The organism is Variovorax sp. HJSM1_2, from assembly GCF_049316285.1.
Taxonomy (GTDB): Bacteria; Pseudomonadota; Gammaproteobacteria; order Burkholderiales; family Burkholderiaceae_C; genus Rhodoferax_B.
The window spans coordinates 1-23,298 of sequence record NZ_JBMOXA010000044.1; the positions used below are offsets into that span (position 1 = coordinate 1).

Sequence of the window (23,298 nt, forward strand, 5' to 3'; positions counted from 1 at the left end):
TGAAGCAAATTCCCGGCCACGCAGAACGTGCTGACGGTTTCCTGGGTGCCGCGTTGAGGTGCAATCGGGATGAGTTGGCTGCCAGAGACCGCAGCATGGGCTCTCTGCCCATGCAAGGGCTATGGCGGGCAAATCGCCCGATTTCACCTCAACCCGGAGGGCAAATGGCCTTTAGTGCGAGCTGCCTCAAAGCAAAGCCAGCCAAGGCAGAAGCCTTGGCTTAGTCTTTGCGTCTCGCATCTCATCCCGAACCGCCATTTGCGCGGCCCCCAGGAAACCGTCAACACGTTCTACCGCACAATATCGAAATGATCTCTCCCTACGCCCTAGAACTGGCCCAGACCCTGGTCCACATGCAAACCGTCAGCCACAACTCCAACCTGGAGTTGATCCACTTTGTGCGCGACACCCTGGCCAAGCTGGGCGTGGCGAGCCGGTTGACCTTCAACGCCGACAAAACCAAGGCCAACCTGTTTGCCACCATAGGCGAAGGCAAGCCGGCCGGCATCATCCTCTCGGGCCACACCGATACCGTGCCATGGGACGGCCAGGACTGGAGCATGGACCCGCTGAGCGCCACCGTACGCGACGGCAAACTCTTCGGCCGGGGCAGTGCCGACATGAAGAGTTTCATCGCCATCGCGCTGGCCCATGCCGAGCAGTTCTTGAAGTCGCCCGCACCGTTCGCGGTACACCTGGCACTCAGTTTCGACGAGGAAGTGGGCTGCATTGGTGTCAAGGAACTGATAGCCGACATGCGCGACGCCGGCATCAAGCCACTGGCCTGCATCGTGGGTGAACCCACCAATATGGTGCCCGCCATTGCCCATAAAGGGGTGTACCGCTACAAATGCTGCGTGCGTGGCAAAGAGGCGCATTCGTCGCTTACACCAATGTCGGTCAACGCGATTGAAATGGCCGCCCGCGTGGTCGGCAAGGTGCGCGACATGGCCGAAGACTTCGAGCGCAACGAGCCGCGTTTTGAGGGTTTTGACGTACCGTTTTCCACCAGCAGCGTGGGCCAATTCCATGGCGGCATTGCCGACAACGTGGTGCCGGTGGACGCCGAGTTCCGCTACGAGTTCCGCAACCTGCCCAATGCCGATGCGCTGGCCATGCAGGCCCAGGTGCGCGCCTACGCCGAGTCGCTGGAGCCGCGCATGCAGAAGGTGGCGCCGCAAGCCGGTTTCCGCTTCGAGACGATTTGTGAAGTACCCGGTTTTCTGGGCAGCCGCGAAGACAGCGTGACACGCCTGGCGCAGCGCCTGAGCGGCGAGTCTGGCACCACGCTGGTGGCCTTTGGCACCGAAGCCGGCCTGTTCAAGACCGCCGGTATTCCCACCGTGGTGTGTGGCCCGGGCAGCATTCAACAAGCGCACCAACCCGATGAGTTTGTGACGCTGGAACAACTGGGCCGCTGCGAAGCCTTCATGCAAGGCTTGGCGGAGACCAAGACGATTGAGTAAGTTCAGAAGTTAAGAAGTAAAGAGCGGTGCACGTTGACGCCGCCAGAGTGACCACGATGACCGCCACGCTTGAATCCCCTGCCGCGACCCTGCCCGCCACAACCACCGTACGCGGCGCTTGCCCGCACGACTGCCCCGACACCTGCTCGCTGATCACCACCGTGGTGGGCGGCATCGCCATCAAGGTGCAGGGCAACCCGGCGCACAAACACACCGACGGCGTGTTGTGCGCCAAGGTGTCGCGCTACACCGAGCGCACCTACCACGCAGACCGCATCCTCACGCCGCTCAAGCGCGTAGGCCCTAAAGGTAGCGGCCAGTTTGCGCCGGTGAGCTGGGATGCGGCGCTGAGCGACATCGCCACACGCCTCAAAGAGATTGCGGCGCGTGACCCACAAGCCATCCTGCCCTACAGCTACGCGGGCACCATGGGCCTGGTGCAGGGCGAGAGCATGGACCGGCGATTCTTCCACCAGCTGGGCGCGTCGCTGCTGGAGCGCACCATCTGCGCGTCTGCCGGCGGCGAGGGGCTGAACCAAACGCTGGGTGGCAAGGTCGGCATGAAGGTCGAACATTTTGCCGAAGCCAGGCTCATCCTCATCTGGGGCAGCAACTCGATTGGCAGCAACCTGCATTTTTGGCGCTATGCCCAGCAGGCCAAACGCGCCGGTGCCCGCCTGGTGTGTATTGACCCGCGCCGCACCGAGACGGCCGAGAAGTGCCACGAACACATTGCCCTGCGCCCCGGCACCGATGCGGCGCTTGCACTGGCGATGATGCATGAACTCGTCGTGAATGACTGGCTGGACCACGACTACCTGGCCAACTACACCCTCGGCTGGGACGCGTTGCGCGCGCGCGCGCTGACCTGGACACCGGAACGCGCGGCCGAGGTCTGCGGCATTCCAGCCGAGCAAATTCGCACCCTGGCGCGCGACTACGGCCAGTGTTTTGTCGACGGCCAACCGGCCGCGATTCGCCTGAACTACGGCATGCAGCGCACACACGGCGGTGGCAATGCCACACGTGCCGTGGTCAGCCTGCCGGCCTTGATCGGCGCCTGGCGCCAGCGTGCAGGCGGGGTCTTGCTCAGCAGTTCGGGGCAGTTCCCGGTGGACCGTGTGGCACTGCAGCGCCCCGACCTGCTGGCCGGGCGCACGCCGCGCAGCATCAACATGAGCACCATCGGTGATGCGCTGCTGGCCCCAGCCACCGCGCAGGCGCCGGCGATTGAAGCGGTGGTGGTCTACAACAGCAACCCGGTGGCGGTGGCGCCCGAGTCGGCCAAGGTGGTGCAGGGTTTTGCACGTGAAGATGTATTCACCGTGGTGCTGGAGCACTTTCACACCGACACGGCCGACTATGCCGACTACGTGTTACCCGCCACCACCCAGCTCGAACATTGGGACGTGCACAGCGCCTACGGCCACACCGACGCATTGCTGAACCAGCCCGCCGTGGCGCCCGTGGGCCAGGCGCTCTCCAACACCGAGATTTTTCGCCAACTGGCCGCACGCATGGGTTTCACCGATGCCTGTTTCCAGGACAGCGACGAAACACTCTGCCGCACCGCCTATGGCAGCAAGGTCGACTTCGCGCAGTTGCGCAGCGACGGTTTTGCCACCCTTGCTTTGCCGGATGCACCGTTTGCCCAAGGCGACTTTCCCACACCGTCGGGCAAGTGTGAATTCTTCAGCCAACGGCTGGCGGCACTGGGCCAGGATGGTTTGCCGGACTACGTGGCCAACCACGAGAGCCTGGGTTCCTCGGCCGACTATCCGCTGGCGATGATTTCACCGCCCGCACGCAACTTCCTGAATTCGACCTTTGTCAACGTCAAGAGCCTGCGCGACATCGAAGGCGAGCCGCTGCTGGAAATTTGTGAAGCCGACGCCAGCGCACGCGGCATCACCACGGGCGACACGGTACGGGTATTCAACGGGCGCGGCAGCTACCGCTGCAAAGCCAAGGTGACGCCACGCGCACGCGCGGGGGTGGTGCATGGCATGGGAATCTGGTGGCGAAAGCTGGGCCTGGACGGCACCAACGTGAACGAACTCACCAGCCAGCGCCTGACCGACATGGGCCGGGCGCCGACTTTCTACGACTGTTTGGTGCAGGTGAGCAAGGAAGCAACCTGAGGCAGAAGCCCGCAAGGCTGCGGGAGCCAAAGGTTACAGGATCGGGCAAAAGCTCAGGCGAGAAGAGCCTTCTTGCTGCCACGGCCTTTTGACTTTGGCGTGATGGTGTTCACGCTGGACTCGGATGGTTTGACGACTTGCCAGATGGTTTTGAACTTGGTTTCAGGAATCACCAATGGCGTGGTACGCGGGGTTTCAATTTCTTCGATTGCAGCTGCAGCGGCAGCACTAGCCTTTTTGGTCATACACAAATATTTTTGTAGTTGGGGCCGGTATTGTCGCAGCATCGGCAAAAGCCGGTAAAACCGCTAAGGAATGCCCGCGACACAAACACGCGGCTTAGCCGTTGACCAGCCCCGTTTTGGGCGATCCCAAGCAGCGGCTTATGCCGCCACCGGCGCTGCGTTGAGACGCTTCGCACGGTGGTATGTACCACTTCCGCTGCTGTAGATTTTGTCGCTTGGCAACACCGTGCCGGGCTCAAAATCAGATGCCGAACGCACACGGTCATAAAGCGGTGCAAAGTCAATGTGCGCCAGCTCCAGCAGCCGCTCCAGGTTGTCGATGACGAAGTAGCTTTCCTGAAAGTCGTCGATGCGGTAGAGCGTGCGCATCACGCGCTCCAGGTCGAAGCCAATACGGTTGGGCGAGGCGTCATCCAAGGCAAAAACACTTTCGGTGTACGACGACGCAATGCCCGCGCCGTAGATGCGCAAACCGTCGGCCTGCTGCACCAAACCAAACTCCACCGTGTACCAGTAGACCCGCGCCAGCTTGTCGAGCACGCCCAGACTCTTGGCGCGCAAACCGCCCTGCCCATAGGCCTGAATGTAGTCGGCAATGGCCGGGTTCATCAACATGGGTACGTGGCCAAACACGTCGTGGAACACATCGGGTTCTTCGAGGTAATCAAGCTCATGCGGCTTGCGGATGAAGTTGCCCGAGGGGAAACGGCGGTTCGCCAGGTGTTCAAAAAACACTTCGTCGGGCACCAGGCCGGGCACGGCCACCACCTGCCAGCCGGTGCGTTGGTGCAGCACCTCGCTCAACTCTTCGAAGTTGGGGATTTGCTCGGCACCAATGGGCAGGTCGTGCATGCCTTGCACAAAGGCGTCACACGCGCGGCCGGGCAGCAAGCTGCTCTGGCGTTCAAACAAGGTTTTCCACACTGCGTGTTCGGCCGGGGTGTAGTTGGCCCAGCCCTGGTCTATGGTCCAGTCGGGGCGTTGTGGTGCGGCGCTCTCGCCTGCGGCGAGGCCATGTTTTTGTGCTGCTTGCATGATGTGTCTCCTTCTCCCCGCCTCTACTTCTTTTACGCGGTTTGCAACACCCCGCGCCGGATCTGATCGCGTTCCAACGATTCAAACAGCGCCTTGAAGTTGCCTTCGCCAAAGCCCTGGCTGTAGTCGCCCTTGCGCTGAATGAACTCGAAGAACACCGGGCCCAGCATGGGGGTGGAGAAAATCTGCAGCAGCAGGCGCGGCGTGCCGTCTTCGGTCGTGCCATCCAGCAGGATGCCGCGTGCTTGCAGGTCGGGCACGTTCTCGCCGTGGCCCGGCAGGCGCGTGTTGAGCATCTCGTAGTAGATATCGTTGGGTGCCGTGGCCAGCGAAACACCGGCCATGCCCAGCTTGTCCACCACGTCGGGCAGGTCGTCGCAGATCAAGGCGATGTGCTGTATGCCCTCGCCGTTGAATTGCATCAGAAACTCTTCGATCTGGCCGCCGCCCTGCTTGGATTCTTCGTTCAACGGGATGCGGATCTTGCCGTCAGGCGCGGTCATGGCCTTGGAGGTCAGGCCGGTGTATTCGCCCTTGATGTCGAAGTAGCGGATCTCGCGGAAATTGAACAGCTTCTCGTAGAAGTTGGCCCAGAAGCCCATGCGGCCGCGGTAGACGTTGTGCGTCAGGTGGTCGACTTCCTTCAGGCCATGGCCCACAGGGTTGCGGTCCACACCTTCAAGCCACTCGAAATCGATGTCGTAGATGGACTTGCCGTCTTCAAAACGGTCGATCAGGTACAGCGGCGCACCGCCTATGCCCTTGATGGCGGGCAGGCGCAACTCCATGGGCCCGGTGCCGATCTCAATCGGCTGCGCGCCCAGTTCCAGCGCGCGCTGGTAGGCCTTGTGTGAATCCTTCACGCGAAAGGCCAGGCCGCAGGCCGAAGGCCCATGTTCTGCCGCAAAGTAGCCGGCTTCACTCTTGGGCTCGCGGTTGATGATGAAGTTGATCTTGCCCTGGCGGTACAACACCACATCTTTGGAGCGGTGTTTGGCCACCAGCTCAAAACCCATCTTCTCGAATACCGGCTCCAGCACGCCGGACGTTGGCGAGGCGAACTCGACAAATTCAAAACCCATCAGGCCCATGGGGTTCTCAAACAAATCAGCCATCGCAGTCTCCTTGTGTGGGGTCGTCAATAGAAGCAATGGTAGGCAAGGGGCACGCAATATTCCTGCAAGCTTGGACCGCGTTTTGCCATCCGACGCCGGAATCCTGCAAAATCAAAACCATGGACGCAAAAATTGAACTTGATGCTATTGATTTGCGCGTACTTCGCGCGCTACAAACCAATGCCAGGGCCACCTACGACGAACTCGCCGCTCAGGTTAGCCTCTCGGCCTCGGCCACGCTACGCCGCGTCAAACGCCTGGAAGACGCGGGCGTGATCGCTGGTTACGTGACGCTGCTGCACGCCGAGCGCGTAGGCCTGCCGCTCACGGCCTATATCAATGTGCGGCTGGAAAAACACACCGAGAGCCACAAGCGCAACCCCATGGATGTGTTCCGCGCCTCGGTGCAAGGCTGGCCGGAAGTCATCGAATGCGCTTCGTTGACGGGCGAGATGGATTACCTGCTGCGCGTGGTGGTGGCGGACATGGCGCACTACTCGCGTTTTGTGATGAACACCCTGCTCAAGCATCCCAGCGTGCAAGACTGCAAAACCAGCTTTGTGCTGGACCACGTCAAGGCCACCACGGCGCTGCCGATCTGAGCGGGCATAGGCTGCTCTGGCACGCGCCAATCGCTCACTTATCGTTACAAAACAGCGCTGAATTTGTGTAGGGCGTGAAACACAGACCTGTCGAATCTGGCTGGTGTTGACCCAACACCTCATGGCATACTGACTTTACACACCGAGACATTGGTTTACAAAACCAAACTCTCAACCGGATTGCTGGTTTTCCCATGGGGAGCGCACGACGCTGGCCATATGGCCGCGGCCGCGGCATCCCCCTTCTGTTTAAAACCGCTCTGCGCGCAGACCTGCCGCAGAGCGGCACTGATGGGTGTCGTGCGTGGCACCGTCGGTCTTAGGCGAAGGTGAAGACGACGATGATGCCAACTTCCCGTTTGGCGGCGGGTGCCCACCTGCTGCCCAGTAGTTCTTTTCTGGCGCTGGAGCCGCGCATCTTGTTTGATGGTGCGGCCGCCTCGGCGGTGGACCAGCAGCACAACACCGACAGCGCCGCCAATACCGCGCCCCACAGCGCCAACGACACACCCCAGCCCGCGCCCGCAACAGCGCCGACCGAAGCCATCGCACGGCCCACACTGGAGGCCAGCCGCGCCATCACCCCGTCGGCTGCCGAGCCGGCTGCGCCCCACCACCTGATGGTGGTGGACAGCCGTATCGAAGGGCTGGACGTACTTCAAAGCGGGCTCGACGCCAACACCAGGCTGGTGCTCGTCAACACGCAGGAAAACGGCTTGACTGCCATCACCCAGGCGCTGCAAACCCTGGGCCAGGTGGACTCGATACAGATCTTCAGCCATGGCGCAGCCGGCCAATTGAGGCTGGGCAACAGCACCATTTCCAGCGACAACATCCAGTCGCTGGCGGCCACCCTGGCCACCTGGGGCGCCGCGCTCACGACAGACGCCGACATCCAGCTGTATGGCTGCAACGTCGGTGCCGGCCTTGCAGGGCGCACGCTGGTCGACAACCTGGCCAGGTTCACGGGTGCCGACGTGGCGGCATCCAGCAACAACACCGGCTCCAGCAGCGCCGGCGGCGACTGGGTATTGGAAACACAACACGGCGTGATCGATAAAAACATCGTGCTCAGCGCCGAAGCCCGCAGTGCGTTCACCGGCCTGCTGGCCAATGCCGACGCGGTCGTGAGCTTTGGCAGCGCCGGCACCGATGCGTTGTTGGGTGACCAGTTCACGTTCACCTTGAACTTTGCCAACAACGTCAGCCAGGAAGGTTATGCACCCTATATTGACCTGGCGTTGTCCGCGACGGGCAAGGACGGCAACGATGGTGTGAGCTTCGTCTCGGCCACTTATCTGGGCAACACATTAAAGACCTATGTGCTGACCTTTGACGCCAACGGCAACGCCACACACCCCTTGGCCGTGGATGCCAGTGGCAACCCATTGGTGCTGCAGGCCGCCAGCTTTGGCATGCGCGCGGGCGACCAGTTGGTCGTCATCCAGGTGCCTTATTCGAGTGTGTCCAACGGCCAGCCGGCCATTCCCATCGTGGTGACCGCCAGCCTCAGCAATCTGGCGGACACGTCCTACTCCAATGGTTCACCCGACCTGAACATCGTCGCCCGGGGTGGCTTTCAGTTGGGCAATGATGCGCTGGTCGACCCGGCGACCGACCCGTCCCTGGTCGGCAATCTCAGCAGCTACACGGTGCACCCCACGGTGGCGCTGCTCGACCAGACCATCAACATGCCGGACGGCGAAACCGCCACCGGCCCGAACTACGGCCGCAGCTTTGACGTGACGGTGACGCCGGCGCCCGGCCAAACCCTGAGCAACGTGGTCGTCACCCAGGATCTGCCGCACGAAATCCAGGTGACCGCCATCACCCCCGGCGCCGGCGGTACCTTGACCTCGGTCACTTTGCAGAGCGGTTTGGTGCTCACCTCACCCGCACTCATTGCGCAAGCCATCTCGCGTGACGATGTCTTCATCGCCAGCTTCACGGTGGCCTATAGCAGCTTGAGCGCGGCCAACAGCACAACCGTAGAGTTCTACGTGCCCCAGACCCAGCGCGACGGCACACCCACCATAGACCCGAGGACCGGCGACAGCGTCACCATCAACATCGCCGCGCCCCGGGTGGTGGCGCAGTGGGTGCCGTACGACGGCCGCGACATCACCGCACCGGCCACCACCATAGACATCTCGGCCATTGGCGACCCGACCAGTTTTGTCGCCAAGTCGATCACGCTGCAAAAAGAGGTGACCATCGTCACCGATCTCGGGCAGACCGGCATCACCCCCGGCGACACGCTGGCCTACAACATCAGCATTGCGGTGTCCGACTACTTTGCCTACGGTGAGGACTTCTTCCACCGCGGCCAACTGGTGGTGGTCGACACACTGGGCGATGGCCAGGTGTTCAGCGGCACACCCACGCTCAGCTTCAGCATGGAAGGGGTGCAGCGCACTGTGGCGCTGGTCACCAGCACCAGCACCGTCAACGGAACGGGGTGACCACCTTAAGCTTTGACATCGCCGCCTCCCTGCGCAACGCCGGTCTGTCTATGGCCACGCTGGTGGGCGACCTGGCGGCCGACAGCACCCGCACCAGTGCCACCATGGCCGTGATCAGCTACACCGCGCAGGTCGGGCAAAGCTACACCCCGCCCACGGGCAATCCACAAAGCGAGATCAACGAAGGCGACGAACTGGGCAACAACGCCGTGGTCACCGGCACCTTGCTGGAGAGCAAATACAACCTCACGGGGTTTGACCAATCCGACGGCGACAGCACCGTCAGCCGCGTGCCCAGCAGCAACGTCGATGTGTCACTGGTCAATGTCAACGGCGGCGCCGTCCCTTCAAATGGCGAGTTGCGCCCGGGCGACCTGGTGACCTTCCAGCTCAGCTATGACCTGAGCACCGGCGACTACGAAAACTTCGTGTTGACCGCCTACCTGCCGCTGCCGTTGTTTGATCTGTCAGGCGTGAGCTGGAGCACCGGCTCGGCCGCAGGCCAATGGCTCATAGGCCCCGGCAACACCAACACCGGCGGGCTGCCCAGCATCAGCAGCGGCGCTGGCAACTCGGTGGTGTTCGACTTCGGCAACCATGTCATCAACAGCACCACCGGCTCGCGGGTCGAACTGCGCTTCACGCTGCGTGTGGCCGACACGCCGTTTGCCGACCAGCGTGCATTGACCGTGCTGGCGCAGTCGTCGCAGACCACGTCGATTGCGCACAACCTGCTGATCTCGTCCGATGCCGTGGCCATCACCTCGATTGCCGAGCCCGTGCTGAACATGACGCACGGCGTGGTTTCGGCCAGCAACGGCAGTGTGACCGGCACCACCGGCAGTTGGGCCAGTGCCGGCAGCGGCGGCGCGCCCTTCAGCGGCAGCATCACCGAGCTCAGCGCCATTGACGGCAAGGTGAGCGGCATAGACGCGGGCGACATCGTGCGCATGGCCACGGCGATTGAAAACACCGGCGGCGGCGGCGCGTTCGACGTGGTCACCAGCATCACGTTGCCCACGGGCATCAGCTTCGTGGGCGGTGCCCTGGGCAGCGCCAACTTGAAGGTCTACCGAGGTGACGGCACTCAGTTGCTGGCGGGCCAGGACTACAGCGTGTCGGGCAACACCATCACCTTCCTCGACGCCAACGGTGCCGCCAGCCTGCTGGCCGGCCGCGCCGGCACAGCCGCCGACACCAGTGGCGCGAACCTGGTTGTGATCACCTATGACACGCTGGTCGCCGCCAACATCGACGCCGCGCGCACCTTGCAATCCAGCGCCACGCTGAGCAACTACGCCAGTGTGAACAACGGCGCCGACTTCAGCACCGTGGACCTGAGCGACCTGGCTGACCAGCAAATCGCCGCGCCGGAAATCCGCAAGACCTACGCCGGTGGCAGCCTGGACAACAGCGACTCCAGCGCCACACACACCACTGGAAACGTGCTGGTGGTGGGCGAGTCCATGCTTTACGACATCGTGGTCACGCTGCCCGAGGGGGTGACCCAGACGCTGCGCATCGACGATCTGATTCCCGCGGGCATGCGCCTGGACACCTCGGCGTTTGGGGGCCTCGGTTATCAAATCATCACCACCACCGCCGGCAGTGCAGCACTCAGCGCCGACTTCAATGGCGCGGTCAGCGCCACGGCGTGGACCGCCATCAGCGGCACACTGGGTGATGACGGCGGCGATGTGCGCCTGGCCTTCAGCGCCGCGGGCGCCACGGCCGACAACCTCACCAACAACAACCAGTTCGTCATCCGCTTGCGCCTAGTGGTGGACAACGTCAGCAGCAACCAGTCCGACAAGGTGCTGCAGAACACCGCGCAGCTGCGTTTTTCCGACCCGGACACCGACACCGCCAACGGAGCCAGCCCCACCGACCGCCTGGTCGACCTGACCGGCGGCGCCCCGACCGTGGTAGTGGCCGAACCCACCATCACCATTTCGCAAGCCTTGCTCACGCCGACCAATGGCTTCGGTTTTGACGAAGGCGCACTGCTCACGTTCAATATCACGCTGAAGAACAGCAGCGCCTACAACGCATTCGACATCACCCTGGCCGACGTTCTGCCGACGGAGCTGGATGGCGTGGTGCTGCTGGGCGTGGTCTACACCAATGCCACACACAATACCGGCACGGTGTTTGAAATCGTCGGCGGGCAACTGCGCAGCGCCAGCGGCGCCAACATCGACATTGCCGCCGGCGGCACCATCGTGCTCACCGTACAAGGCATTGCCAACGCCAGCGTGGGCAACAGCTCCAGTTTCAGCAACACCGCCACGGTGCAATGGACCAGCCTGGACGGCAGCGCCGGCGGCACGGCCGACCCAGCAGGTGAACGCACCGGCGTGGACGGCCTGCTCAACAGCGGTGTGCTCAACGACTACCGCGACCAGTCCACCTTGGTGATTCCCACGCTGCGCGGCATTGGCATCTCGCGTGTGGGCGGCCTGGACGACACGGCGCCAGCCAACCCCACCAATGGCGACACAGAACGTGTCACCGTGGGTGAAATCGTGCGTTACCGCGTGGTCTCGGCCCTGCCCGAGGGTGTGCGTCCGTCGTACCAGATACAGATCACGCTACAGGAAGGCCTGAACTTCATCCCCACGGCGCAGGACCTGGTGCTGATCGGCCTGATCTCCGACAACGGCGAGCTCACCAGCAGCTACGGCGCCAGCCTGATCACCAGCGGCACCCTGGCCATCAACGGTGACCAGAACGTGCTGCAGGCCGGGCCGATTGCCACCGACCTGAGTTCCCCCGCCACCGGCTTGTTGAGCAGTGCACGCATCACCGTTTCGGCGGACGGCCGCACCATCACGTTCGACCTGGGCACCATGACCAACAACGCGTTGAACGACGGCAACCTCGAAGGCCTGGTGATCGAGTTCAACGTGGTGGTGAGCAACATCGCCTCCGTGCAGGCCGGCAGCAAACTCGGCGTCACCGCGCGCGACTATGTGGACGCGGGTGCCACCTTCATCGGCCAGAGCAAGACCGTGTACGAAGAAGTGGTCGAGCCGTCTTTCAGCGCGCCCAGCAAAACCGTCACCCAGTTCAACCCCAACCCGGCCGGCACCACCGGCAGCGCCACGGTGGAGATCAGCTTTACCGGCAACGGCCTGGTGCCCGCCTACGACACCCACCTGACCGATGGTTTTGCCGGCGGCAGCAACTACGTGCTGCAGAGCCTGACGATAGCCGGCACCACCTACAACGCCGGCAATCTGCCCGCAGGCGTGACGCTGAGCACCTCCGGCGGCATCAGTCTCGACTTCGACCAGATCGACCCCGGCACGGCGGTCAAGGTGGTCTACACCGTCACCGTGCCCAACACCACGGCCATCACCAGCCCGAATGCGGTATTGACCTGGAGCAGCCTGCCCGAGGACTTTGTCGGCTGGGGCGGGTCGCCGGTCGGCGCCGATGGCTCGGCCAGTGGTGAACGCACCGGCACCGGCGGTGTGAACGACTACATACTGTCCGACGGCGCAGGCCTGGGGATGATCAGCGGCACCCTGTGGAACGACACCGCCTCGGCCGACGGCAGCAGCACGCCCGATGGTGTAGGGCTGGCGGGGCAAACCGTCACGCTGACCTGGGCCGGTGCCGATGGCAACCTGGCCACCACGGCCGACAACGCCGTCTTCACCACCACCACGGCGGCAGACGGCACTTACCGCTTTGGGGTGCTGCCCTCAGGGGTCTACCAAGTCGACACGCCCACCGGCACCGTGAGCTACCCGCAACCCGTGGGTTCGCTGCGCATACGCATAGACAGCGATGGCGGCAGCTTGGGCAGCATCTCCGTGGTGCTGGGTGAAGGCGCCACCGTGTCGGCCAACGCAGGTTATGTGGAGCAGAACGACGCACCCGTGAACATCGTGCCCGGCGCACAAAGCGGCACCGAAGACCTGCCCTTGGCGATCTCGGGGCTGCAGGTCAGCGATCTGGATGCCGACCGCGATCCGAACACCGCCAGCCGTGCGCTGCAGGTCACGCTGACGGTGTTGCACGGCAGCTTGACGATTGGCACGGTGCCGGGTGGCCTGAGCTTGAGCAACAACGGCACGGCGCAGGTGACGCTGAACGGCACGGTGGCCGACATCAACACCGCGCTGGCCAGCCTGGTCTACCTGGGCAATACCAACTACAACGGTGCCGACACGCTGACCATCAAAACCGACGACCTGGGCAACTTTGGCGATGCCAACGGCAACGGCCTGCCGGGTGAGGCCGGCGACGCACTGACCGACACCGACACCGTGGCCCTGCAGATCGCGCCGGTCAACGACGCCCCGGTGGCCAACGCAGACAGCGCCGCAGCCACCGAGGCCGGCGGCACCTTCAACGACCAGATTGGCCTGGACCCGCGCGGCAACCTGTTTGTGAACGACACCGATGTCGACATCGCCACCAACGGCGACAGCCTGCACCTGGTGTCCATCACGGCCAATAAGGACCCGGGCAGCACGGCCGACGACGTGACCATCAGCGTCGCCCCCAACGTGACGGCGGTACTGGTCGGCCGCTACGGCACACTGGAGATCGACCGCGACGGCACCTACCACTACATCGTCGACAACACCAACGCTGCAGTGCAGGCGCTGCGCCTGTCCGGCGACACACTGGTGGAGACCTTCACCTACGTGGTGAGCGACCTGGATCTGCCCCAGGCCACAGCCGACGCCACGGCCACGCTAACCGTCACCATCCACGGCGCCAATGACTCACCCGTGGCGCAAAACGACACCGGTAGCGCCATTGAAGCCGGTGGCGTGATGAACGGTACGGCAGGCACACCAGCCAGCGGCAACGTGTTGACCAATGACACCGACGTCGACGCCGGCGACAGCAAGACCGTCACCGGCATACGCAGCGTGCCCGAAGCCACCTCCGGCCCGCTCACACCCGTGCCGCCAGGCGCCGGTGGCGCCACCATCGCAGGGCTTTACGGATCGCTGACCATACTGGCCGACGGCAGCTACAGCTATACCGTGAACGACAGCAACGCCACGGTGCAGGCCTTGTCTGCGGGGCAGAGCCTGACCGAGACCTTTAGCTACCAGGTGACCGACACCGGCGGCTTGAACGACGCGGCCGACCTGGTGATCACCATACAGGGCCGCAACGATGCACCTGTGGCCACCAACGATGTGGGCACCGCCCAGGCCGGCGCCAACCAGTTGGAGATCAACGAGATCAACCCCACAGGCAACGTGATCACGCTGCCCAGCCGCCCCGGCACGCCGGACCAAGCGGGCGGCAACGGCATCGACTACGACCTGGATGGCATAGACAAACCCAACACCAAGTTGCTGGTTGACACCGTGGAGGCCACCACCTTGGGCGGTGTGGCCACGACCATCACCGCTGGCACCACTTCAGCCAACGCGCCTGCACTGCTAGGCAAATACGGCAGCTTGTACATCGGCGCCGACGGTTCGTACCGTTACAACGTGGACAGCACCAACGCCGACGTGATCGCCCTCCCCGCAGGCGTGTCGCTCAGCGACGTTTTCACGTACCAGATCAAAGACACCGAAGGCAACACCGCGCAGGCCACGCTGACCATCACGGTACGCGGCGTGAACGACCCGCCACGAGCCTTGCCTGCGGCCGCGATCGCAGTGGAACGCGGTGGTGTCAACAACGGCACGGCGGGTATCGACCCCACCGGCACGGTGCTGGTGCGCACCACTGATCCCGATGGTGATCCGCTGCGCGTATCGGTGATTCAAAACACCGGCGGAAGCATCAATATCGGCGTCGGTGGGCAAGCGGTGCTCAACGGCCTGTACGGCACGTTGACCATCAACGCCGACGGCACCTATAGCTACGCTGTGAACAACGGCAATGCCACGGTGGAAGCGTTACGGCAGTCGTCCGACCAATTGGTCGATGCCTTCACCTTCACCATTCTGGACATCAATGGCGCCACCGACTCGGCCCAATTGTTTGTGCTGGTGCGCGGGGCCAACGACACGCCGGTGGCCAAAGACAACCCCGATGCCGGAGACCCGGCCGTCATCGCCGTCGAGTCCGGCGGTGTGAACAATTCGTCAGCGGGCATCAACCCCAGCGGCAACGTGCTCACCAACGATGTGGACGTGGATGCATACGGCGAGACACGCACCGTGGTCGCACTGCGCACCGGTGCAGAAGCGGCCAGCGGCACCGCAGGCGTGTTGGGCACTGAACTGCGTGGCACCTACGGCTGGGTGACCCTGAACTCCGATGGCAGCTATAACTACCGGCTCGACAACGCCTCCGCTGCCGTACAAGCGCTGCGCGCCGGCGACAGCGTGACCGACACCTTCACCTACACCGTGGCGGACACCTTAAACGCACAAGACCGCGCCGCACTGGTGATCACCATCCAAGGCAGCAACGACACCCCGGTAGCCACCAACGACACCGCCACTGCCGTAGAGCAAGGCGGCGTGAACAACGCCACGGCAGGACTCAACCCCACGGGCTCGGTGCTGAGCAACGACACCGACGTGGACAGCGGTGAAGTGCTGAGTGTGGGCGGCGTGAAGTTCGGCAACAACAACGGCACGGTGGGCTCGGCCCTGGCCGGTGCCTATGGTTCGCTGGTGCTCAACGCCAACGGCAGCTATACCTACACGGTGGACAACAACAATACCGCGGTGCAGGCCCTGCGCACAAATGCCAGCACACTCACCGAAGTCTTTACCTATGCGGTGCGCGACAACGTCGGTGCCACCAGCCAGGCCACGCTGACCATCACCATTCGCGGCCAGAACGACAACCCGGTGGCCAACACCGATGTCGCCACCGCCATGGAAGCCGGCGGCGTGGCCAACGCGACACTGGGCAGCGACCCGAGCGGCAACCTGCTCACCAACGACACCGACGTCGATGCCTCAGACAGCAAAGCCGTGAACGGCATTCGCCTGGGTGTGGAAGCGGGCGCCGGCAGCTACACGGCCGTGACAGGCACGACGGTGCTGACGGGCAACTACGGCAGCTTGACCATAGACGCACAGGGCCAGTACACCTATGTCGTGGACAACAACCTGGCCGCCGTGCAGGCCTTGCGTGGCAACCAGTCGCTGACCGAGACCTTTACCTACCGGATGAGCGACACGGCGGGTGCCACCGACGCGGCCGAACTGCGCATCACCATCCTGGGCGCGTGGGACACCCCCGTCGCCGCCAACGACATTGCCTATGCCGTGGCCCAAAGCAACACCAGCACGGGCATCAACCCCACCGGCAACGTGTTGGCCAATGACACCGACATTGACCAAGCTGACCCACGTGCCGTCAATGGCATCCGTCCCGGCACGGAGGGCGCAGGCGGCGCGCTCGACCCCGTGGCAGCGGGTTCCAACAACGCCAATGGGACCTTGCTCACGGGCACCTATGGCCAGTTGCTCATCGGTGCAGACGGCACTTTCCAGTATTTTGTGGACTCGACCAACCCGACCATCGTGGCGCTGGGTGCATTTGGCTTTGTGACCGATGTGTTCACTTACCAGGTGAGCGACCAGGGCGGTCAAACCGATTTAGCCCAGTTGAGCATCGTGATCCGGGGCCGCAACGAAATCCCTATCGCACGCCCGGACTTTGCCGGTGCCGTGGAGGCCGGTGGCGTGCTTAACACCACGCCAGGCGTGAACCCCACCGGCAATGTGCTGAGCAACGACAACGACCTGGACGGCGACGCCTTGGCCGTCTCGGCCATCCGTACGGGCTCCGCCGGCGGTGGTGGCACAGCAGGCACGCTGCAGACGGCACTGCGCGGCCTGTATGGCGACCTGACGCTGAACGCCGATGGCAGCTACAGCTATGTGGTCGACAACACACTAACCGCCGTGCAGGCCTTGCGCCAGACAGGCGAAACCGTGACCGACGTGTTCACCTACACCGTGACCGACTACCTCGGTGCATCGTCCATCGCCGAGCTGCGTGTCACCATTGATGGCCGCGACGACACCCCGGCGCCGACCAACGATATTGGCCTGACCGCCCGCCCCGCAAACCTCAGCGGCCCCAGCGTTGATGTCGGCGGCAACGTCTTGACCAACGACACCGACGTAGACCAAGGCGATGTGTTGAGTGTGAGCGGCGGGCGCGGCGGCGCACCTGGCGACCTGGGCATTGTGCGCAATGTGGCCGCTGGCACCGACAGCACCAACGGCCTGGTGTTGACGGGCCAGTATGGACAACTCACGCTGGGCGCCGACGGCAGCTACCACTATGTGGTGGACTCGAACAACCCCACCGTGATTGCGCTGGGTGAATTTCAAACCACGGCCGATGTCTTCACCTACGAGGTACGCGACCTCGCAGGGCAAACCCATCTGGCGCAGTTGAGCATCGTCATCCGCGGGCGCAACGATGCCCCTGCGCCCGTGGCCGACAGCGCCACAGCGGTAGAGGCTGGCGGCTTGGACAACGCCACCCCCGGCATCAACCCCACCGGCAATGTGCTGGCTAACGATGTGGACGATGACGACAGCGTGATGACCGTCATTGGTGTGGTGGCCGGCCCTGCACAGGGCACACCGCAGGTGGGTGTCGGTAGCGTGATCCAAGGCACCTATGGCACGCTGGAAATGCAGGCCGACGGCAGCTGGCAATACACCATCGACAACACCCTGGCGGTGGTGCAGGCGCTACGCGTCACCGGGCAAACCGTGACGGACACATTCACCTATACGGTTGCCGACAACCTGGGCGTGGTCAACAGCTCCACGCTGGTGGTGACGGTGGATGGCCGCAACGACACGCCCGTGGCTGTGGACGACATCGCCACCGCCACGGAGGCCAGCGGTGACGTCAACCAGACCCCAGGCGTCAATCCCACGGGCAATGTGCTCGACAACGACACCGACGTGGACAGCATCGCCAACGGCGAAAGCAAAACAGTATTGGTCGTCAGCAGCGAAACCGGCGCTTCTGCCAACGCCGGCCAGATGCTGCAGGGCCGCTACGGGCGCCTGACGCTGTTGGCCGATGGCAGCTACAAGTATGAGATCGACCAGAACAACCGCGCCGTTGAAATGCTGGAGCCAGACGAATCGCTGCGCGAAGTCTTCACTTACCGCATGCGCGACGCCAACGGCCTGGAGTCCACGGCGCGGCTCACGGTCATCATCCAAGGCGAGCACGACAACACGCCGCCCATGCCGCCGATTCCACCCGTGCCAGGCCCGGATGCCGAGGTGTTTGGGGATCAACGCGATCTACTGGGAACACTTAGTGAGCACCAATCCGCCCTACTTGGATTGCAGCCGGCGATTTTCGTCTCGCCTGTGGTGGAGGCGGCCTCCGATGTCTCATCAGATAGTGGCCGTATTTCCGGCGGCAGTCGCCCCTACTTTGCGCGCGACGGCGAGCTGCGCAGCAGCTCTCTGGGGGCTGGGCTGGGCATTGTGTCGGGCCAATTTGTCATGCAGGAGGTTCGGCTGAGCCAGGAAGATAGCGCCGAAGACAGCGCCTGGGTCGGCGGGCGCCATGGGCGCATCGAACTCAGTGCCGACGGCTTGCTCAGCGAAGCCTCACCCTTCACCGTTGAAGCAGTGGACATGACGGAAAACGACCCGCCCGCTGATGCAGCACCGGCCGCGCCAGCCGATGCGCGCCCAACACCCGTCCCGGCTACCCCGGTGAGAGCCCCGGTAGCGCAAGGTTTTTCAGCCCAGTTACTCGCAGCGGCCCAGCGCTTGCGTCCCGCGGCCGATCAGGCTGCCTCCCCCAAACAAGAAGAGTACACATGAGCGCAAAGAGGGAACATCGAATGCGAAATCGATTCATCCGGCTCGCGTCCGTTGCAGTCGCTGTTCAGTTCCTGGCAGCCTGCAGTGCCATGCACGAAGCCATGGAGCCCAAGCCCATGACACCCGTGCAAAAACATGAACAGCTGGTGAAGGACCAGACGGACATGTACGCCAGGCAAGAGCCCGTGACGGGGCCCATCAGCTTTTATGAAGCGGCGGCGCGTGCGCTGAAGTACAACCTGGACTACCGGCTCAAGTTGATGGAGAGCGCGCTGTCGGCCAATCTGCGCGATGTCTCGGCGCACGAAATGCTGCCGCGCATCGTGGCGGCGGCCGGGCGCTCGGGCCGGTCCAACGATTCGGGTGGCACGTCGATCGGCATCGAAGACCGTGAGGTGTCGTTACGCCCCTCAACTTCTGAAGAGCGCTACCACAACACCAGTGGCCTGGGCCTGAGCTGGAGCGTGCTCGACTTTGGCGTGGCCTATTACCGCACTCAACAAAAGGCCGATCAAATTTTGATGGCCGAAGAGCGCCGTCGCAAAGTGGCGCAAAACGTCTTGCAAGACGTACGCAATGCCTACTGGCGGGCGCTGGGTGCACAACGCCTGTTGCCCGAGGTGGACGGCTTGTTGGCCCGCACCCAGAAAGCGCTGGACGCCGCACGCGAGGCCGAAAAGAAAGGCCTGCTGCCGCGCCAGCAAATCCTGGCCTACCAACGCGCCCTGCTCGACTCGATTGCCCTGCTCACCGTGCGCCGCCAGGACCTGGAGTTTGCGCAGGCTGAACTGGCGGCCTTGATGTCGCTGCCACCGGGCACCCCGATGCAGTTGGTGGACAGCGAGGGCCTGGAAGTCGACATGGTGAAGATCTCGCCGAACATGGCGCAGTTGGAGCGCTTGTCTTTGGAACGACGGCCCGAAATTCGCGAAGAGTGGTACCGCAAACGCGTGAACCAAAAAGACCTGGACATCGCCAAGGCCCAGCTCTGGCCCAACATCAGTGTGAGCGCCGGTGTGCAGTACGACTCCAACCAATACCTGTACAACAATAACTGGTCGCAAACCGGTATCAACGTGTCGCTGAACCTGCTGAAGCTGTTGCAGCTTCCGGCACTCGAAGCCACGGCCGCCAACCAGGCCGCCACGGACGACATGCGCCGCATCGCCCTGTCCATGGCCATTTTGACCCAGGTGCGCGTGGGTGCGCTGCGTTATGAGCTTGCGCGCCAGGAGGTGGTGTTTGCCGACCAAAGCCTGCGCGTCGACCGCAGCTTGCTGGACTATGCCGTGGCAGCCAAGACGACCGCGTTTGGTTCGGAGCTGGAGGTCATCCGCGCTGAAGGCCGCTTCTTGCTCGCCCGTTATCAACGCGAGGCCGCCTACTCGCGCGCGCAAGCGGCTTGGGGCCGCCTCTACAACTCGATTGGCCTGGACGTCATGCCCGAAGCCATCGAAAACCAAGACGTGGCGACGCTGGCCGTTTCCATCCGCAACACCGTGAACGTGCAAGAAGTGGGCAACCTGCTGTCGGTGCCCGATGCCGCCACACCGCTTGAAGTGAAAAAGCCCTGATGAAGCACCCCGCCCTGAATCTTTCCGCCTGGAGCAATCGCCTGGCCGTGGTGTTGTTGTGCTGGACTGTGCCTGCCATGGCGGCAACGCCTGCCAACAATACGGGCGTGGCCGACGCCCCGCCCGGCAACCCCGACCCTTCGGCGATTCGTGTGCTGCTGGCGGTCGACCTGGAAACCACGCTCTCCAGCCAGATGAGCGGCACCATCAACGCGCTGAACGTGAGCCTGGGCCAGAGGGTGCGCAAGGGCGCCATGCTCGCCCAGTTCAACTGCGTGGAGGGCCGAGCCAAAGCCAAGGTGAACGATGCCGAGTTGGCCATGGCGCGCCAAGGCCTGGAAGCCAAGCGCTCGCTGCGCAACCTGGACGCCGTGGGTGATCTGGAAGTCAGCATGGCCGCCACAGAAGTGCAAAAAGCCGAAGGTGCGCTGGCACTGACCAACGCACAGATCAGCTACTGCGACGTGCAGGCGCCGTTTCAAGGCTTTGTCGCCAAGGTGTACGTCAAGCCGTTCCAGACCTTGGCAGCCGGCACGCCAATGTTCGACTTGATAAGCGACGGCGCACTCAAGGTGCGCTTGAACGTGCCCTCATCGCTGTTACCCAGGCTGCGTGTCGGCCAAGCTTTGCAGGTGAGTGTGAATGAGACCGCCAAGTCCTACCCGGCCCGCATCAGCGCCATCAACGCACGTGTCGACGCCGTGGCGCAAACCGTGGAGCTGGAAGCCAAGCTCAACGACAAGTACCCGGAACTGAGCGCGGGCATGACCGGCACCGCACGCATCGAAAGCCCCTCGCGTTGAACGATCGTATTGCGCCCTTGACGGCAACGCCCGACTTGCTGGCGCTGCGTGACCGGGCGTTGGCCGAAACTTCGGTCAACGGCCTGGCGTTTGTCATGGCCAATGACCTGTATCCGCTGCTGCACTTTCGCCAGGCCGTTGTGGCGGCGTACGCCGGCCAACGCTTGAACACCTTGTGTATTTCGGGGCTGGCCAAACCGACCGAGGACTCGCCCTACCTGATCTGGCTGCAGAGCACGCTGCATTGGCTGCGCCCCCATCTCGACAGCGCACGTGAGCCGATATGGCTGGCCCGGGCCGAGCTGGCACTGCCGGGTGCGCTGGCCGAAGGTTGGCGGGACTGGTGGCCCGCCGGTGTCTGGTGTGTGCCGCTGGCCAAGGCTGATCAGCCGCCGCTGGGGGTGCTTGTGTTCCAGCTGGATGCACCGCCTGATGAGCGCTTGCAGCAGGCGCTGGCCGGTGTGTGGGCCACCTGGTCTTACTGTTGGGCGGCACTGCAGAAACGCCACAAGAGCCACTTTTGGCAGCCCGGTCGGCGGCATGCGGCGCTGGCGGCCGTCGCGGTGGCGGCGCTGCTGTGTATCCCCATCCGCCAGACCGCATTGGCGCCGGCGGAGGTGGTGTCGCTGGATGCACAAATCATCAGCGCGCCCATAGACGGTGTTGTGGCCGCGCTGCAGGTTAGGCCCCATGAGGTGGTGGCGGCCAACGCGGCGCTTTTTCGCCTGGACGACACCACGCTGCGCAGCCGTGCCGAGGTCTTGGCCAAGGAAGTGGCGGTGGCGGACGCTGAACTGGGCACCACCAGCCAACGCGCCTTTGACCACAGCCAGAGCATGAGTGAGCTGAGCTTGCTCAAAGGCCGCGCGCTGCAACGCCGTGCGGAATTGGCGGCGGTAGAAGCGCAACTGAAGCGCACCCAGGTCCTGGCACCGCGGGCCGGGGTGGCGATCTACAGCGACCCGAACGACTGGCTTGGCAAACCTGTGGTGACGGGGGAGCGCATCATGCAACTGGCCGACCCCGCACAACCCGCCATGCGTATCCAACTGGCGGTGAGTGACGCCATCACGCTGGCGCCGGGCGCGGAGGTGAAGCTGTTCTTGTCGGCATTTCCGTTGTCCCCCTTGAGTGGGCGCATCAAGGAAACCAGTTACCAAGCCAAGGTGACGGACGACGGCATTGCGGCCTATCGTCTGCTGGCCACCATAGAAGGCCCCACAGAAAACGCCCGCTTGGGCCTGCACGGCACGGCCAAACTCTACGGCGAGCGGGTGTCTTTGGGTTATTACCTGTTCCGCCGGCCGTTGTCCGCGCTGCGTGCGTGGTCCGGACTCTAAAGGCGCCCCGCCATGACGGCCACCCTCGCCGATCAGCCCACTCCGCCGCTGCGCGAAGATCTGCGCCTGAGTGAAGCCGCTCATAACGCGGATGGTTCGCCGGCTTGGGTGATACAGGATGTGGTGAGCAATCGCTTCTTCCGCATCGGCTGGTTCGAGTTTGAGTGCCTGCTGCGCTGGGGCGCGAGCCCAAAGCTGATTGCGCAGGATGTGGCAGCGAGCACGGCGCTGCATCCCTCGGTCGAGCAGGTGATCGCGCTGCGCGCTTTTCTGGAACAGCATCACCTGGTGCGGCCCGACGCCGCAGCGCGTGCGCGCCTGGCCACCGGCGACACCCAGCGCAGCTGGCTGAGCCTGCGCTGGTGGCTGCACCACTATCTTTTTTTCCGCATCCCACTGCTGTTCCCGCACAAGTTGCTGGGGCGCCTTGTGCCGCGACTGAAGTGGCTGTTCAGTCCTTGGATGGGCGGACTCATTGTGGCTTTGACGCTGCTGGGCATGGTGCTGGTGGCCCAGCGTTGGGACGAATTCAGCCACGGCGTAGTGGAATCGTTTTCGGTGGAGGGTTTGCTCAGCTTCGCGTTGGCCATCATGTTTGCCAAGACGCTGCACGAGTTGGGCCACGCCTTGGTGGCCAGCCACTTGGGCTTGAAGGTGGGGCACATGGGCGTGGCGTTTGTGGTGTTGTGGCCCATGCTCTACACCGATACCGGCGAAACCTGGAAGCTCTCCAGCCACCGGCAGCGGCTGG

At 63.5% G+C, this 23,298-nt stretch carries 11 protein-coding genes and 1 pseudogene; 9 read left to right on the plus strand and 3 right to left on the minus strand.

The window, feature by feature from the left end; genetic code table 11:
* The first annotated feature begins 308 nt into the window (after positions 1 to 308).
* On the plus strand, positions 309 to 1,466 hold the full coding sequence (argE, locus tag ACFQ95_RS25055; RefSeq protein ID WP_422835538.1) for an acetylornithine deacetylase: 1,158 nt from the start codon (positions 309 to 311) through the stop codon (positions 1,464 to 1,466).
* Positions 1,467 to 1,522: 56 nt separating this feature from the next.
* The gene (locus tag ACFQ95_RS25060; RefSeq protein WP_422835539.1) at positions 1,523 to 3,607 is read left to right on the plus strand and encodes a molybdopterin-containing oxidoreductase family protein; all 2,085 of its coding nucleotides are present in this window, start codon (positions 1,523 to 1,525) and stop codon (positions 3,605 to 3,607) included.
* Between the two features lie 53 nt (positions 3,608 to 3,660).
* Here the strand turns inward: ACFQ95_RS25060 and ACFQ95_RS25065 are convergent, their stop codons facing one another.
* The 3 genes from ACFQ95_RS25065 to hppD form a co-directional block, all read right to left on the minus strand.
* Positions 3,661 to 3,852: a hypothetical protein gene (locus ACFQ95_RS25065; protein ID WP_422835540.1), complete on the minus strand. Its 192-nt coding sequence runs from the start codon at positions 3,850 to 3,852 to the stop codon at positions 3,661 to 3,663.
* Between the two features lie 138 nt (positions 3,853 to 3,990).
* Positions 3,991 to 4,887, minus strand: a complete 897-nt coding sequence (phhA, locus tag ACFQ95_RS25070) for a phenylalanine 4-monooxygenase (protein ID WP_422835541.1) — start codon at positions 4,885 to 4,887, stop codon at positions 3,991 to 3,993.
* Positions 4,888 to 4,919: 32 nt separating this feature from the next.
* Positions 4,920 to 6,002 carry a 4-hydroxyphenylpyruvate dioxygenase gene (gene hppD, locus ACFQ95_RS25075; RefSeq protein ID WP_422835543.1) on the minus strand — a complete coding sequence of 361 codons (1,083 nt, stop codon included), beginning with the start codon at positions 6,000 to 6,002 and terminating at the stop codon, positions 4,920 to 4,922.
* 119 nt (positions 6,003 to 6,121) lie between these two features.
* Here hppD and ACFQ95_RS25080 point away from each other — a divergent pair, with 119 nt between their 5' ends.
* The 7 genes and pseudogenes from ACFQ95_RS25080 to ACFQ95_RS25110 all read left to right on the plus strand — a co-directional run.
* On the plus strand, positions 6,122 to 6,604 hold the full coding sequence (locus ACFQ95_RS25080) for an Lrp/AsnC family transcriptional regulator (protein WP_422835545.1): 483 nt from the start codon (positions 6,122 to 6,124) through the stop codon (positions 6,602 to 6,604).
* A 341-nt stretch (positions 6,605 to 6,945) separates the two neighbouring features.
* Positions 6,946 to 9,066: a DUF4347 domain-containing protein gene (locus ACFQ95_RS25085; RefSeq protein WP_422835547.1), complete on the plus strand. Its 2,121-nt coding sequence runs from the start codon at positions 6,946 to 6,948 to the stop codon at positions 9,064 to 9,066.
* Positions 9,063 to 18,830, plus strand: a complete 9,768-nt coding sequence (locus tag ACFQ95_RS25090; protein ID WP_422835549.1) for a VCBS domain-containing protein — start codon at positions 9,063 to 9,065, stop codon at positions 18,828 to 18,830. The genes ACFQ95_RS25085 and ACFQ95_RS25090 overlap by 4 nt, the downstream gene beginning before the upstream one ends.
* Before the next feature lie 20 nt (positions 18,831 to 18,850).
* Positions 18,851 to 20,404, plus strand: a complete 1,554-nt coding sequence (locus ACFQ95_RS25095; protein ID WP_422835551.1) for a TolC family protein — start codon at positions 18,851 to 18,853, stop codon at positions 20,402 to 20,404.
* Positions 20,404 to 21,207 carry an efflux RND transporter periplasmic adaptor subunit gene (locus tag ACFQ95_RS25100; RefSeq protein ID WP_422835553.1) on the plus strand — a complete coding sequence of 268 codons (804 nt, stop codon included), beginning with the start codon at positions 20,404 to 20,406 and terminating at the stop codon, positions 21,205 to 21,207. Before ACFQ95_RS25095 ends, ACFQ95_RS25100 begins: the two co-directional genes overlap by 1 nt.
* Positions 21,204 to 22,547, plus strand: coding sequence for an efflux RND transporter periplasmic adaptor subunit (locus ACFQ95_RS25105; RefSeq protein ID WP_422835555.1), 1,344 nt, complete (start codon positions 21,204 to 21,206; stop codon positions 22,545 to 22,547). The genes ACFQ95_RS25100 and ACFQ95_RS25105 overlap by 4 nt, the downstream gene beginning before the upstream one ends.
* 12 nt (positions 22,548 to 22,559) lie before the next feature.
* A pseudogene (locus tag ACFQ95_RS25110) lies at positions 22,560 to 23,298 on the plus strand (peptidase M50); the annotation flags it as partial.